We start from the raw sequence: 13,456 nt of genomic DNA, 5'->3' as shown, positions 1-13,456 counted from the left end.
CTTTGCGAGTCCTCAGGTCAGTGTGTGCAGACTTTCGGGCTCACCGGATCGACCGTCTTGAAAATAAGCAGCTTGCGTTCCAGCCAGGAGGCGGAATTGGCCGGGAGATTGGCGGCTGTCTGGTGTGAATAGGTCTTGCCGTTCATAACATAAGTCACCCACTGATTGGGGTGGCGGCGCATGTATTCCTCAACCGCGAACAGGATATGCAGTTGCCCCTGTGCGGCGGACTTGCGCAGCGAGGGGCTGGACGAATCCGTCACTTTCACCACTTCGGACTGATAGGAGAACAAGTATGGCGGCTTTGAAAACATCAGGTGGTTAGTCGTGCCGCCTTCGGTGCGCAGGTTGCTGAACATGTTTATGGAGCTTTCCGTCTTCAGCCCCACGTAGGGGGAAAGGCAGCTCACGAAGAACAGCACCGGTATGATCCAGGTCCAGCGGGGCGCCGGGGCCGGTGCGCTGCCCTTGTATGGCAGATAGTGCATGGCCGCGAAGACCATCACGGTCATCGCGGCGCCGCCGACTACCGCCCAGATCAGAATGAAGATCGAATGGAGCAGCATCAATGCCGGGCGCCCCGGATGGGCGAGGGTCAGCATCAGCACCAGCGAAGTTGCTAGGAAAAGCAATGCCACGGCCGGGGCGATCACCCCGATCCGTCCGAACGTATCGCGCAAGGGCATGACAACCCAGGTGTATGTCAGCTCATAGACCTTGGCGCTGGCTTCGCGGGGCATCGTCAGCATGTACAGCGCGAAAACCAGGCTGGAGAAGTCCATGTACCAGCTGTAGGCGGAAATCGGTATGATGTAGTGGAAGACCAGAGCGACGACGAGGCCCACGGCAAACCACTTTCGCCAGAATAGCGAAACGATCGCGATCCCCTCGATAACGAAAGTCGCCCAAATCGCCGCGTACCGCCCGATCAGATTGTCTTCCACGCCGAATGGTGCGGCGAGCGGTTTGTAGAGGCCCACGGCGCAGCTTACTGTCGGATCCAGAAAATCCGTGTTTATCTTGTGGTAGATGCCATAGAAGTACATTGTCGCCAGCAGCAATCGCGCGGGCATGCGGATGAGTTCGTAGAGGCGCGAACGGTCCAGCGTTCCCTTGGCGTACAGATACCCTGCGCAGACCAGCAGGGAGAGGTCGAACGCCGTCGTAATCGTCTTGTTGTTCGATGCGACGGGCAGCCGCACCAGATAGAGGATCGTGGTTACGAGTGCGAGCGACACCAGGGCCCAGGTCTTGCGCGGGTACAGGATCGTTACTGCGCTGTTTACCACGATGGCCCATGCCAGCGCGAAGTAGAATAGTCCTTCCCGCCCGATCAGCCCCTGCGGATCACCGGCGATGCTGAACAGAGCGGCCGCACCCCAGAAAGGGGCGAACGCCGTCAATCCATCGAATGTGGGAAGGGCGCGCTGGCCGGGCGGTGTGATGCGCAACGGCTGGCGGAAAAAGGGAATTGCACCGGCTGCCTGCATGGAAATCTCCGATATCGAAGGTGGGGCCGCAACAATAAGGGTAGTGCAAGATCTTGAAGTGATTCCGGAATACGGGGAGCGCTGGCTATGCCAGATTCCCTCTGCTGGGCAGTCCGCGCGAGGTTGCCCAAATCGCGGCCTGCGTTCTGTTCATGACTTTCAGTTTGCGAAGTATGGCTTTGACGTGAACTTTCACCGTCGCTTCGCTGAGGTCGAGGCTGCGGGCGATCCGTTTGTTAGAATACCCGGCCATCAGACAACTCAGCACGTCCTGTTCGCGCAGCGAGAGATTGGATTCGATCACCGCGGGATCGGCTTCCTGCTCAAGCGGCCCGCGCGGCGTTTCGCGCTGCGGAAGCTGATCGATGACGTCCGGCGGCATGACCTTGTGGCCCAGCGCCGCCAGCTGGATCAGCGCGATGAGGGCATCGCAGGACATGTCCTTGACGACGTATCCCTGGGCCCCGTGATTGAAGCATTCGATCATGGCGCCATAATCGAACTTCTCGACAAGGACGACGGCCTTGAAGTGCCGGTCCCGGTCAAGAAGCGATTTCAGGGAAGCGACCTGCTCTGAAGATGTCACCATGTCCAGGAGCACGACATGCTCGCAGCCGCTGTCGATTTCGCCAAGCTCGTCTACGCAGGAGACCGAAGCGAATATCGTGATGTCCCCTTCGGACAGGATTCTGCGCAGTCCTTCCCGCGAAATGGGGCTTTGATTGACTATAGAAACTGATGTTCCCAAGGTTCGACTCCCGAATGCGGCGTATGGCACGAACTCGGGGGGTGCCCGTGCCAGTCGGCGTTCAGCCAAGCCTTTCAGTTAGTTGCCGTCTCCGTGGCACCGGTGTGCCGGGTTCCTTAAGAGAAACACCGTCGAAGGCGTCACCCCATCTTCTCCCAAGATCTTTTTTCGGCAGCAATGCACCCCGTCAGGATGGGCGAATTGTAAAAGGTGTTCATGCCTGCATGCCGAATCGTTCTCGAATGCAGTGTTCTTACATAGTTATCTAAAGTGCTTTAACTTTCTAGTAAAAATACAGAGTGGATCAAATCTAAGCGGGTTTGTAATGGGTGTTAAAGCGTTTAATATTAGCCGTCATTTTGCTATGTGCCGGTTTTAAAAGCTGTTTATGGATGCGGCGAAATGTTCAAGAGTGAACATAACGCGCGCGTGCAAAAGGGCGTCGGCAGCAGTCAAAATACAGACTCCGTGACCATGACCGTATCGCCCGGGGCAATGATGAGAAGCGGATCTCCCAGAGTGACTTTCCGTCCCGAATTCCAGCCCTCGCGGCGGACGACAACGCTCGCCTTGTTGGCGCGGGCCGTGAACCCGCCGGCCATGGCAATGGCTTGCAGAAGTGAGAGGTCGCTTGAATATGTATATTCGCCGGGCTTGTTGACTTCGCCCAGAACATAGAAGGGGTGATAGCTCAGCACGGCCACGGCAACGCGCGGTTCGAGAACATAGCCGCCTGCGCCCAGCTTGGCCGCGATCGCCTGACGGACATCGTCGGGCGTCTTGTCAGCCGCGGCAACGGGCGTGATCAGCGGCATTTCGACTTTACCATCAAGTCCGACGTCGAAATCGCCTGACAAGGATGGTTCATTGAAAACCGTGATCCGCAGCTTGTCGCCGGTGCCGATGTGATAGCCACGCGATACTTCGGCGTTGGCCTGGGCAACATTGGCTTCCGGATACGATTGCGTGGTGCATCCGCTCAACAAAAGCGCGCTCAGGACGCAACTTGCGGCCACGCGAAGATATTGTTGCAGCCGCGATATGCGGTTCGACAGATGGCCTCGGTACTTCTGTGTATTAGACAGAGTAGTTGAGCCAAAATCAATTTTTCGCAAACTCTTCTCCTCCGCTTCACACTATTCTTGAAAGCCGGGCTTCCGAATAGTCCTTCAATCCGGAATGCTATGAATATGGATGAAGTTCGCCATTGCTCTTGCGAGTGATAACAGCACAGCCTGCACTCTTAGGAGGGATGGCAACCCAGGGTATTAACAATTTTTTATCCTAAATGGGTATCCGGCTAAGTCGAATGCGTGTTTGCGCGAATGGCGCGTGTGAACTCAATCTAAGGCCTGAATTCCTGTTCTTCGAAACTCCCGGTGCAGGGAGGCGGTCCCGCCTCTGGCTGCCACCAACGAGGAAAGGCCATTGTCATGAGTTTGCACGCAAGCCGCCTGCATGGGCGGGGACGGGCCGTAGTATCCCAGGCTATCGCGCCCACGCTGGTACAACCGCAGCGCATCGATTTCGGAATGCATGGCCCGGACAGGGGCCAGGTTTCGCGCGGCCCCCGCGCGACATTGCGATGGGATCGCTGGGACAAGGCCTCGCGCCCGGCCAGCCCGCTGGCCCGGCCCGTCGATCTGATCGGGGCCTTGGTTCTCATCCTGATCCTGCTGCCGGTCTTCATCGTTGTGGCCGTGGCGATCTGGATCGACGATCCCGGCCCTGCCGTGTTCGCCCATCGCCGGGTCGGCCGTGACGGGCGCAGCTTTCCGTGCCTGAAATTCCGTTCGATGTATGTCGGCGCCGAACAGCGGCTTGAGCACATTCTGCGCGCCAATCCGGATTTGCGGGAGATCTGGGAACGCGATCACAAGCTTCCCGATGATCCCCGCGTGACGCGGATCGGGCGGCTGCTCCGGATCACCAGCCTCGACGAGTTGCCTCAGCTGTTCAACGTGGTGCGGGGGGAAATGAGCCTCGTCGGGCCGCGCCCGATCGTTCAGGCTGAAATCGCCCGGTATGGCCGCTATATCTATCACTACTACGCCGTCCGTCCGGGGCTGACCGGGCTGTGGCAGGTCTCAGGCCGCAGCAGCGTCGCGTACCGCCGCCGCGTGGCCGCGGACGTCAAATACGCCCGCGTGCATACGCTGCTGATGAACTGGAAGATCCTTTTCGCAACGATCCCGGCCGTCGCTACCGGACGGGGGTCATGCTAGCCCGGCCTGCGGGAGAGACCGGCCGTCAGATCAACCAGAACAAGATCATCGTCCAGATCGCCAGGGCCAAGGGCAGGGCAACCGCCAGGCCGCGCAGAAATGGTCCGGAACACAGGACGGCCTCGCTTTCCCGGTGCGGAAAACCGGCGGGGGCCCCGCGGGAATCCATCGAAGACGGGGCCTCGTGTTCATATGCAGTTCGAGCAGTGTTTCGCACGCGGACCCTCGTTGCATCGCCCCGTGAAGGGGCCTTTGCCGATGCCCGGTCTGTAACCGGCAATGTCTCAAGAAACCGTCAACTTCTGAAGGAAAGACCACTGGCTTTTCGAGGCACCTCCCTTCGCATGATTTCGGCAATGTGCCTTACCGGCCCGATTGCCTTCCTTCCAGCAGAGGCCTTTTCGCAGGACCGTCCGGTCGATGTGCCGGAAACCATGGTCGAAGCTTTCGAGCCGGAGGGGATCCGGGTTCAGCCCTTTATCCTGCGCCCGCGGGTCACTGCAGACGTGCGGTATGACACAAACATCTACAACCAGCCGAACCACACATCGGATACGGTTGCCGTGGTGCGGCCGAGCATCCGCCTTTCCAGCGACTTCTCGCGGCATGCGCTGGAAGTGAGGGCGTCGGCCGAAGGCAGGCGCTATTTCGAAACCGGGGCTGAAAACAGCAATCAGTGGTCGGTTCAGGCCGATACCAAGCTGGATCTGGCCGAACGCTATTTCATTAGCACGACCATTGGCGAGGCCCGCCGAATCGAGCGGCGCGGCACGTTTGGCGACCAGTTCGCGACGGACGAGCCAGTTTCCTATAACGAATTCGGCGCTCGCCTGCAGTTCGGGCGCAGCGGAGGCATAGTCGACTGGCGCGTCGATGCGGCCACGCGCAAGCTGACGTATCATGATGCGCAGCTTGACGGCGTGACGCTGGACCAGTCTTCCCGTGACGTCCGCCGCGATTCGCTTGCGGCACGCGTTGGCTACCGCAGCAGCCCGGCGCTCGGCTTTTTCATGCGCGTGAGCGGCAACCGGCTGCGCTACGACGTTAATCCGGTCCGCAATTCGCAAGGGTTTTCCGTGCTTGCGGGCATTGACTACGAGGTTTCGGATCTCGTCAACGTGGAAGCCGGGGCGGGTTACGTCCTGCAGAATTCGGACGATCCCTCCGAAAGCGATATCAAGGCGGTGGACTTCAACCTCCAGGCCACCTGGACACCGACGGCCCGGACCAAGTTCGGTCTGCGCGTGGAACGCGAAGTCGAGCGCAGCCCGTTCGAGAATACATCGTCCATCCTGCGCACGACGTTCGCGGCGAATGCGTCCACGGCGATCGGCAGCCGTCTGTTGATTGGCATCGAAGCCGGACTGGTCCGCAACGATTACAAGGGCATCGACCGCACCGACACACGCTACTTCGCGGAAGCGACCGCCCGGTATCAGCTCACCCCTCATCTGGCGGCGTTCGCCGGAGCCGGGGTGCGCAAACAGGATGGCTCCGGGCTTGGTGCCCGGTCCTACGACGGTGCGAGCATTCGCGCGGGCATCAGCTTTGTCCTTTGAGATTCCCTGGCATGGCGCTGCCCGGCGGACAGGAGATAAACCATGAACAGTTCGCAGCAAATCATCAGTCCCGGGCAGGACCCGCGGCGGGAACTGGCACTGTCTCCCGGCCAGGCGCTGATGACGCCCGCCGACAGTGTCGATCTGAGCGGTTCGCTTTCCTTCTTCCGCAGAAGGCTGGGGCTGATTCTGCTGATCACGGCGATTGCCGTCTGCATTGGCGCGGCCATCACGTTTACGCGGCCCATCGTCTATTCCGCCGAGGCGACGGTCAGTCTGGAGGCGCCGCCGGAAGATGCGAGCGGTTCCTCAGCCGCGGGCCGTCAGGCCGGGCCTGCGCCGAACAGTGCCTATGTCGATACCCAAGTCGAGATACTGGAGGCGCGCGCGCTTGCGGAGCGTGTCGCGGAAGCCTTGGGCGCACTGGACGGCAAAAGCGCCAAGCAGCGCGCGGATATCATTTCCGGTTTCCAGTCCAGCGTTTCGGCCGAGCGCAGCGGCGAAAGCTATGCCCTTCGCATTTACTTCGACGCGGATAACGGCGCGGATGCCGCGCGCGGCGCGAATATGTATGCCGAGCAGTTCACAAAATGGGAAGTGAACCTCGCGCGGGACCGCAACAAGGACACCACCAAGGTCGTGGCCTCCCGCCTCGAAGAACTGCGCCAGCAGGCGCACGCCGATACCGAGGCGTTGCAGCGCTACCGTATCGCGAACGGGCTGCTTAGCACCTCCGGCGCTTCGCTGACCGAGCAGGAGATTTCGAGCTATAATCAGGCGGTTACGACTGCTCGTGCGGAAGCGGCCGAAAGTCAGGCCAGACTGGCGACGGCACGAGCGCAATTGCGCTCGGGGTCTGTCGGCGACGATGTCGGCGAAGCGCTTGGTTCCGGCGTCATCGGCAGCCTGCGGGCGCGTGAAGCGCAAGTGGGCGGGCAGGTGGCCAACTTCGAAACGCGCTATGGCCCCAACTATCCGCAACTGGTGCAGGCCAAAGGCGAGCTTGCGGAAATCAGGCGGCAGATTCAAAGTGAAATCAAGCGTATAATGTCCAATCTTGAGGCCCAGCGTGATGTTGCCAATCAGCGGCTGGCCTCGCTCAACTCCAGCCTTGGCGCGGCCCGGGGCAAACTGGCGCAGAACAATGCGGCAATGGTCGGGCTCGATGAGCTTGAGCGCAAGGCGCAGGCGTCGCAGGCGCTCTATGAGACGTACCTCAACAGCTTCAAGCAGCTCGTGGCCGAAGATGGCACCGAACGGCCCAATGCGCGCATCCTGTCGCTGGCGGAAGCGCCGCTTCTGCCCAGTTCGCCGAACATTCCGATGAACATGGTCCTGGCTCTGGTTATCGGGCTGGGTGCGGGCGTGGCTGCGGCATACTGCGCCGAGGCCCTGTTCCGGGGGATTTCGACAGCCGAGGAGATCGAATACGGGATCGGCCATCGCTATCTCGGTTCGATCCCGCTGCTGTCCTCGGTCAGCAAGATGCGGCGCGCCGTTCCCGCGCTGAACGAGGAGCCGCGTTCGGCTTTCGCGGAATCCTTCCGGTCGCTGCGCACCTCGATCGAGCAGGCGGTCTATGGACCGGCGCAAGTCATCGCGGTGACATCGGCGCTGCCGAAAGAGGGCAAGACCACGGTATCGACCTGCCTTGCGCAGACGCTGGCGCTCAGTGGAAAGGGGACGGTGCTGCTCGATTGCGATCTGCGCGGCCGGGGCGTAAGCCGCCTGCTTCGCCTGGCGCCGGATCATCCGGGCCTGATAGAGGTGCTGGAAGGCAAGGCGTCCTTGCAGGATGCGCTGGTTTCCAGCGAAGACGGCCTGTCCGTGCTGGCGCTCAAGCCATCGAACCATGCGCCCGAACTGCTGCTGACAAGCGAACCCTTCCTGCAACTGGTGCAGGAACTGCGGGGCAATTTCGAATATATCGTGCTGGATCTGCCGCCGATCCTGCCGGTCGCCAGCGGGCGCACGCTGGCCGTACTGGCCGACGCGACGGTCATGGTGGTGCGGTGGCGGCGGACGCTGCAGGGCGCGGTGCGGGCGGCGCTCAACCTGTTGCCGGCCGACCGCGTCAATGTGGTGGGCCTGACGATCAACCAGATCGACATGCGCCGCCGCCGCCTGTTCGGGCATGAGGACCCGGCCTACTTCTATCGCCAGTACAAGGAGTACTACGCGTGAGTGCGGCTCTGGCGGCCGAAGTCCAGCCGTTTCCGGCCCGTTTCAGCGCGCCGCGGGTGGCCATCGTCCATTACTGGCTCGTGTCCATGCGCGGCGGCGAGCGGGTTATCGAACGCCTGCTCAACCTGTTTCCCGGGGCGGACCTGTTCACGCATGTCTACGACGAATCGCGCATGTCGAAAGTGATCCGCGAGACGAACGTGACGACGAGCTGGATCAATGGATTGCCGCTCTCCCGAAAGCTCTACCAGTACTATCTGCCGCTGATGCCGATGGCGCTGGAGCACCTCGATCTGACGGGGTACGATCTTGTTATCAGCAGCGAGAGCGGCCCGGCCAAGGGCGTGATCACCAGCCCCCATGCGCTGCACTTGTGCTATTGCCACTCGCCCATGCGGTACTTGTGGGACCACTACCACCAGTACCGGCGCGAGGCCAATCCGCTGGCCCGGGCGGCCATGCCCTTCATCTATCACCGGATGCGGCAGTGGGACATGGCCTCAAGCGCCCGTGTCGACAAGATCGCGGCGAACAGCTTCTTCGTTCGGGACCGCGTGCGCAAGTGCTGGCGGCGCGAGGCGGACGTGATCCATCCCCCGGTGGAAACCAGCCTGTTCACGCCGACGGAGGATGTCGGCAGCAGTTATCTCTGGGTCGGCCAGATGGTTCCGTACAAGCGCCCCGATCTGGCCGTGGAAGCTTTCAACCAGACCGGGCTTCCGCTGCTGATGGTGGGGGAGGGCGGCATGCTCAAGAAGCTCAAGTCCATTGCCAAGCCGAACATTCGCTTCGTTCCCCGGCTGGAATTCGACAAGCTGCGCAAGGCCTATGCCCAGGCGCGGGCGCTGGTGTTCACGGCGGAGGAGGACTTCGGCATCGTTCCGGTGGAGGCGATGGCGGCGGGCCGTCCGGTGGTGGCCTACGGGCGCGGAGGGGTGCTCGACAGTATCGTGCCGGGCGAGACTGGCCTGTTCTTCGAACGGCAGGAGCCCGAATCGCTGATCGACGCGCTGGAGCGTCTGGAAGACTGGCTGACGCATTTCGATTCGCGCAAGGCCGTGCAACGCGCGAACCTCTTCGCGCCCGAGCGTTTTGACGAGAAGATCCTGTCGGCGGTGCGGGTGTGACGGTGCGATGAGGAAGGGCGCTTTACTCGCTGCCGGGGCCGTAATCGTAGGGGGGCTCGCGCTCCTCCTCGGTTTCCGGATGGAAGGCGGGTCCGGGGCGAGGGCGGCTGCGGTCGAACCCTTCATCCTTGGCGCGCAGACGCACTTTTCCCAGGGGTGGCCGTCAGGCCGGCTGGATCAGGCCCGGGCGCTGGAGGCCCCCTTGCTTCGCGACGGTGTCAGTTGGGCGGCGGCAGAGAAGGAAAAGGGCCGCATCGCCTTTCCGGCCAGCGTTGCGCCGCTCGACCAGGCCTGCTCGCGGGGTATGGGGCTGGTGCTGGCGATCGTTCCATCGAACCCGCTCTATGATGGCGGGCTTCTGGTCAGTTCGGCGGAAGGGCAGGAGGCGTTCGGCCGCTATCTCGACCGCGTGGCGTCGCGTTTCGGCGATTGTCTTGCCGGGATCGAGGTCGGCAACGAACTGAACGGCGCCAAGTCGCTGGGCAGCAAGAGCTATGTCCAAACCAACTATGCTGCATTGATGCGGGCGATCTATGGCCGGTTCAAAGCGGCGCACCCCGATGTCGCGCTGATCGGCGGATCGACGAACGCCATCGGCACCGGCTATCTCGATACGCTGTTCGGTCTGGGGCTACTGTCCCACGCCGATGGCATTGCCGTGCATCCCTATCGCAACCATGGCGAGAACGTCGATTGGGAGATCGCGCATCTTGCCGATACCATGCGAAAGCACGGGAAAGTGCTGCCGGTCTGGGCCACGGAGTTCAGCGACAATTTCGATGCGCCTGCCGAAGGGGCCGGGGCACTGGTGAAGATGGTGACGCTGCTGTCCGGATCGGGTGTCCGGATGGCGTCATGGTATGCGCTTGTCGATCAGAAGTGGTTTCCCGCGATGGGATTGCTGACGTCCGGGGGCGCCATGAAACCGGCGGGACGGGCGTTTCGCCTGGTGCAGCGTGAACTTCTGCCGCGCGGGCGGCCGCAGCAGGTCTCGGACACGCGCCTTTCGCCGATCTGGCGCTACGGGGCCGATCGCTGGGTGGTCTGGGGCGTGCCGCGCACGCTCAATCCTGCGCCGGGATCGCAAGTATTCGATGCGCAGGGAAATCAGCTCTCCGGAAAAGTGGAACTTGGCCTGGTACCCGTTGTCGTGTTCGGTGCCCGGCCCGGGCTGGGCCCGAGCACTGTCCTTGCCGACAGCCTGCTGCAATATGGCGCGGCGCCATGGGGCTATCTGTCCGGCGCGCCCGGTAAGGAAAAGCCTCTCGCCCCCCTCGACAGCACGTTCTCGACCAGTCTGGGCAACCGGTGGCTGAAGCCCATGCGGATAGACGATGCGACAGGCGCGGTGACGAAGGCCGCGCAGATCACGCTGCGTTACACGGCGCCGCGTGATCTCAGCGCCTCTCTGCTGGGGTGCTTTACAAAAGGGGGAACGTCTTCCTCCACCATACTGATCACTGTGCACGCGCCGGGCGGCGGGGAAATCGGGCGGACCGTGCTGTCAGACGCGGCGAAAGTGGCGGTGACGAACCTGCACCTGAAAGCCGGACAGGCGGTCGATATTCGGCTTGCCCCCGGTTCGGGCAGTTCGGGGCATACATTCCGGTATCGCGTGCGCCTGTTCCGGGTGGGCAGCGCGCCTGCATCCTGCCCGCAGAACGTGGCGGGGTGGCAATAGCATGCACTTTACTTTCGTCGGCATGATCCAGTTGCTGATCGGTTCGGCGCTGCTGTTCCAGCCGCTGCGGTCGCTGCTGGTATTCCTGCTGTTTTCGGGCCTGTTCGGAGGCTCATCCGCCGTGACGCTCACGGCGCTGGGAAACAGCTCCATTCCGCCGGTCCAGTTCGCGCTGCTCTTCGTTTTCCTGCGCATTCTGATGCCCCGGGGCGGATACTTCGCCTTGCTGGTGGAAGGTGTAAAGGCAAACTTCCTTTTCGTGCTTTTCACGCTTTACGGAATGGCCGCGGCATTTGCCGCGCCGCGCATCTTCGCAGGGCAGCTCAACGTCGCGCCGATGCGTTTTACCAATGCCAGGAGCCTGTTCGATACGGTTCCGCTCGAACCCACGGCGCAGAACCTGACGGCGGCGGTCTATCTGCTTGGCGCCTTGCTGGTCGCGCTGGCGGGCTATGTGGCCATGCGCACGGAAGGCGGGATCGAGGCGCTGGTGAAAGGCAGCGTGGTGCTGGCCTGGGTACATGCCGTAACTGGCCTTGTGGCGGCTTTCACCAAGGGGACACCGGTAGAGGCCGTGTTCGCCCTGTTCCGGAACGGAACTTATGCGCAGCTTGACCAGTCCTATCAGGGCTTCAACCGCATCGACGGCCTGTTTCCCGAAGCATCGGGATGGGCCGCCTTCGGCATCGCATGGTTCATTTTCAACTGCGAGTGCTGGTACCGGTCGGTATGGGCAAGGCACACGGGGGTCGCCGCCGTGGTTCTGGGCGGGGCCCTGTTTATCAGCACGTCCGGCACGGCTTACGTCGGCATTGGCTGCTATTTGATGTTCTTCCTCGCCCGCCTGCTGATCTTTCCGAAAGGCGCGGAGCCTGTCCGTCTGCGGCAGGCTGTCATGGCCGGGCTTTCGGTGCTGTTCCTGATCGCCGTCGCGCTGGCCGCGATTCCCAGTCTGGCGCTGCAGGTGTCGGACATGATTCTGCACATGACGGTCGACAAGGGCAGTTCCAGTTCCGGCCAGCAGCGGCTGTTCTGGGCCATGCAGGGCTTTTCCGCGTTCATGGTTTCGGGAGGGCTGGGCATAGGTCCGGGCAGCTTCCGCTCCTCCAGCCTGTTCACGGCGATCCTGGGGACGATGGGCGTGATTGGCGTCATGACGTTCGCCGGATACGTGATCAGCATCATTCGCCCTGTGGGGATGATGGGCGCACGCCGGGGAGAGGCCGTTGCGGCCGTCATGACGGCATGCGCGACGACGGCTTGCGTCGTTCTGGTTCCCGCCGCGATTTCCTCTCCCAACAGCCATCCGGGTACGAATTTCGCCCTGTTCGCAGGGGCCGCTCTGGCGCTTCGGCGGATGCTGCCGGCGATCCCGGTCAGGCCCCGCTTCACTCTTTGCGTAAGCCGTCTCGCTCCGCCCGATGCCCTCGGGGGGACGGGAGCGCTTGCACCGGCAACAAGAGGTTCGAGTTGATGTACTTCCGATCGATCAAGGACTTGTACAAGGACGTCTGGAGCAACCTGCACCGCCTGCCGAGAGATATCGATCTTGTCGTCGGCATTCCGCGCAGCGGCATGCTGCCTGCAACGATGATTGCCCTCGCCCGCAATCTGCCGCTGGCCGATATCGACGCTTTCGCGGAAGGGCGCATATTGGCCAGTGGAAGCACCCGGCGCGAAACGGAAGCAGGGGCGGGCGGCGATTTCGCCCATGTGCTGGTGATCGACGATAGCTGCCGCACCGGCGAATCGATGCGGGAGGCCCGCGCCAAGCTGGCCGCGCTGGCCAATCCGCCGCGCCTCACTTTCGCGGCGGTCTATGGCACCGGGGAAGAGGTTTCCGATGCCGATTTCATCTTTGCCGATGTGCCCGAACCGCGGGTGTTCGAATGGAATGTTCTGCATCACCCCATCGTTTCGCGCTCATGCTTCGATATCGATGGCGTCCTGTGCGTGGACCCGCGCTCCGAGCAGAACGATGACGGGGCTGCCTATCTCGAATTCCTGCTGACGGCGGAGCCTTTGCACCTTCCGCGCCGCGAGATCGCCATGCTGGTTACAAGCCGTCTGGAGAAATACCGGCCGCAGACCGAGGAATGGCTGGTCCGCCACGGCATCCGCTACAAGGAACTGCGCATGCTGGACCTGCCCGATGCCGCCACGCGCAGGCGGCTGGGGCTGCACGGCAGCTTCAAGGCCGAAGTCTATCGCGAGTCCGGCTGCGCACTGTTCATCGAAAGCGAGCTGCTCCAGGCGCGCCAGATCGCGAAGCTTTCCGGCAAGCCGGCGTTGAGCCTGCAAGGGCCGGAAATGATCCGGCCGGGGGTGTTCAATCCGCGCGCGATCCAGAACAAGTTCGCCCCGTCGAAGGTTCAGCGGCGGCTGAGCCGGATGACCGCCCGCCTGGGGCTGGCGCGCTGACGGGGCCAGGAAGGGGGCGGA

10 protein-coding genes are annotated in these 13,456 nt (G+C 62.2%); 7 read left to right on the top strand and 3 right to left on the bottom strand.

The genetic code is table 11. The features are described from left to right. Window positions 1-17: 17 nt before the first annotated feature. The 3 genes from MTR66_RS16460 to MTR66_RS16450 all read right to left on the bottom strand — a co-directional run bounded on the left by MTR66_RS16460 (window position 18) and on the right by MTR66_RS16450 (window position 3,353). Entirely contained in the window at window positions 18-1,490 is a 1,473-nt protein-coding gene (locus MTR66_RS16460) for a thiol-disulfide oxidoreductase (RefSeq protein WP_243923056.1), read from the bottom strand. Window positions 1,491-1,575: 85 nt separating this feature from the next. Continuing rightward, window positions 1,576-2,238: a LuxR C-terminal-related transcriptional regulator gene (locus tag MTR66_RS16455; protein WP_243923054.1), complete on the bottom strand. Its 663-nt coding sequence runs from the start codon at window positions 2,236-2,238 to the stop codon at window positions 1,576-1,578. Window positions 2,239-2,690: 452 nt separating this feature from the next. Next, entirely contained in the window at window positions 2,691-3,353 is a 663-nt protein-coding gene (locus tag MTR66_RS16450) for a polysaccharide biosynthesis/export family protein (RefSeq protein WP_243923052.1), read from the bottom strand. A gap of 318 nt (window positions 3,354-3,671) precedes the next feature. Here MTR66_RS16450 and MTR66_RS16445 point away from each other — a divergent pair, with 318 nt between their 5' ends. From MTR66_RS16445 to MTR66_RS16415, 7 genes are all read left to right on the top strand, one after another. Further along, window positions 3,672-4,463: a sugar transferase gene (locus MTR66_RS16445; RefSeq protein WP_327194521.1), complete on the top strand. Its 792-nt coding sequence runs from the start codon at window positions 3,672-3,674 to the stop codon at window positions 4,461-4,463. Window positions 4,464-4,807: 344 nt separating this feature from the next. Continuing rightward, window positions 4,808-6,022, top strand: a complete 1,215-nt coding sequence (locus MTR66_RS16440) for an outer membrane beta-barrel protein (RefSeq protein ID WP_243923050.1) — start codon at window positions 4,808-4,810, stop codon at window positions 6,020-6,022. A 42-nt stretch (window positions 6,023-6,064) separates the two neighbouring features. Then, entirely contained in the window at window positions 6,065-8,206 is a 2,142-nt protein-coding gene (locus tag MTR66_RS16435) for a GumC family protein (RefSeq protein WP_243923049.1), read from the top strand. An 86-nt stretch (window positions 8,207-8,292) separates the two neighbouring features. Then, window positions 8,293-9,333, top strand: coding sequence for a glycosyltransferase (locus tag MTR66_RS16430; RefSeq protein WP_243923105.1), 1,041 nt, complete (start codon window positions 8,293-8,295; stop codon window positions 9,331-9,333). A gap of 202 nt (window positions 9,334-9,535) precedes the next feature. Then, complete coding sequence (locus MTR66_RS16425) at window positions 9,536-11,014, top strand: hypothetical protein (RefSeq protein ID WP_243923046.1); 1,479 nt, start codon at window positions 9,536-9,538, stop codon at window positions 11,012-11,014. 1 nt (window position 11,015) lies between these two features. Continuing rightward, the gene (locus MTR66_RS16420) at window positions 11,016-12,488 is read left to right on the top strand and encodes a glycoside hydrolase (RefSeq protein ID WP_243923044.1); all 1,473 of its coding nucleotides are present in this window, start codon (window positions 11,016-11,018) and stop codon (window positions 12,486-12,488) included. Beyond that, entirely contained in the window at window positions 12,488-13,435 is a 948-nt protein-coding gene (locus tag MTR66_RS16415) for a phosphoribosyltransferase family protein (protein WP_243923042.1), read from the top strand. Before MTR66_RS16420 ends, MTR66_RS16415 begins: the two co-directional genes overlap by 1 nt. The last annotated feature ends 21 nt before the right edge of the window (window positions 13,436-13,456 follow it).

This window comes from Novosphingobium beihaiense, assembly GCF_022832375.1.
GTDB lineage: Bacteria > Pseudomonadota > Alphaproteobacteria > Sphingomonadales > Sphingomonadaceae > Novosphingobium > Novosphingobium beihaiensis.
This window is presented reverse-complemented; position numbering and strand designations above follow the sequence as displayed.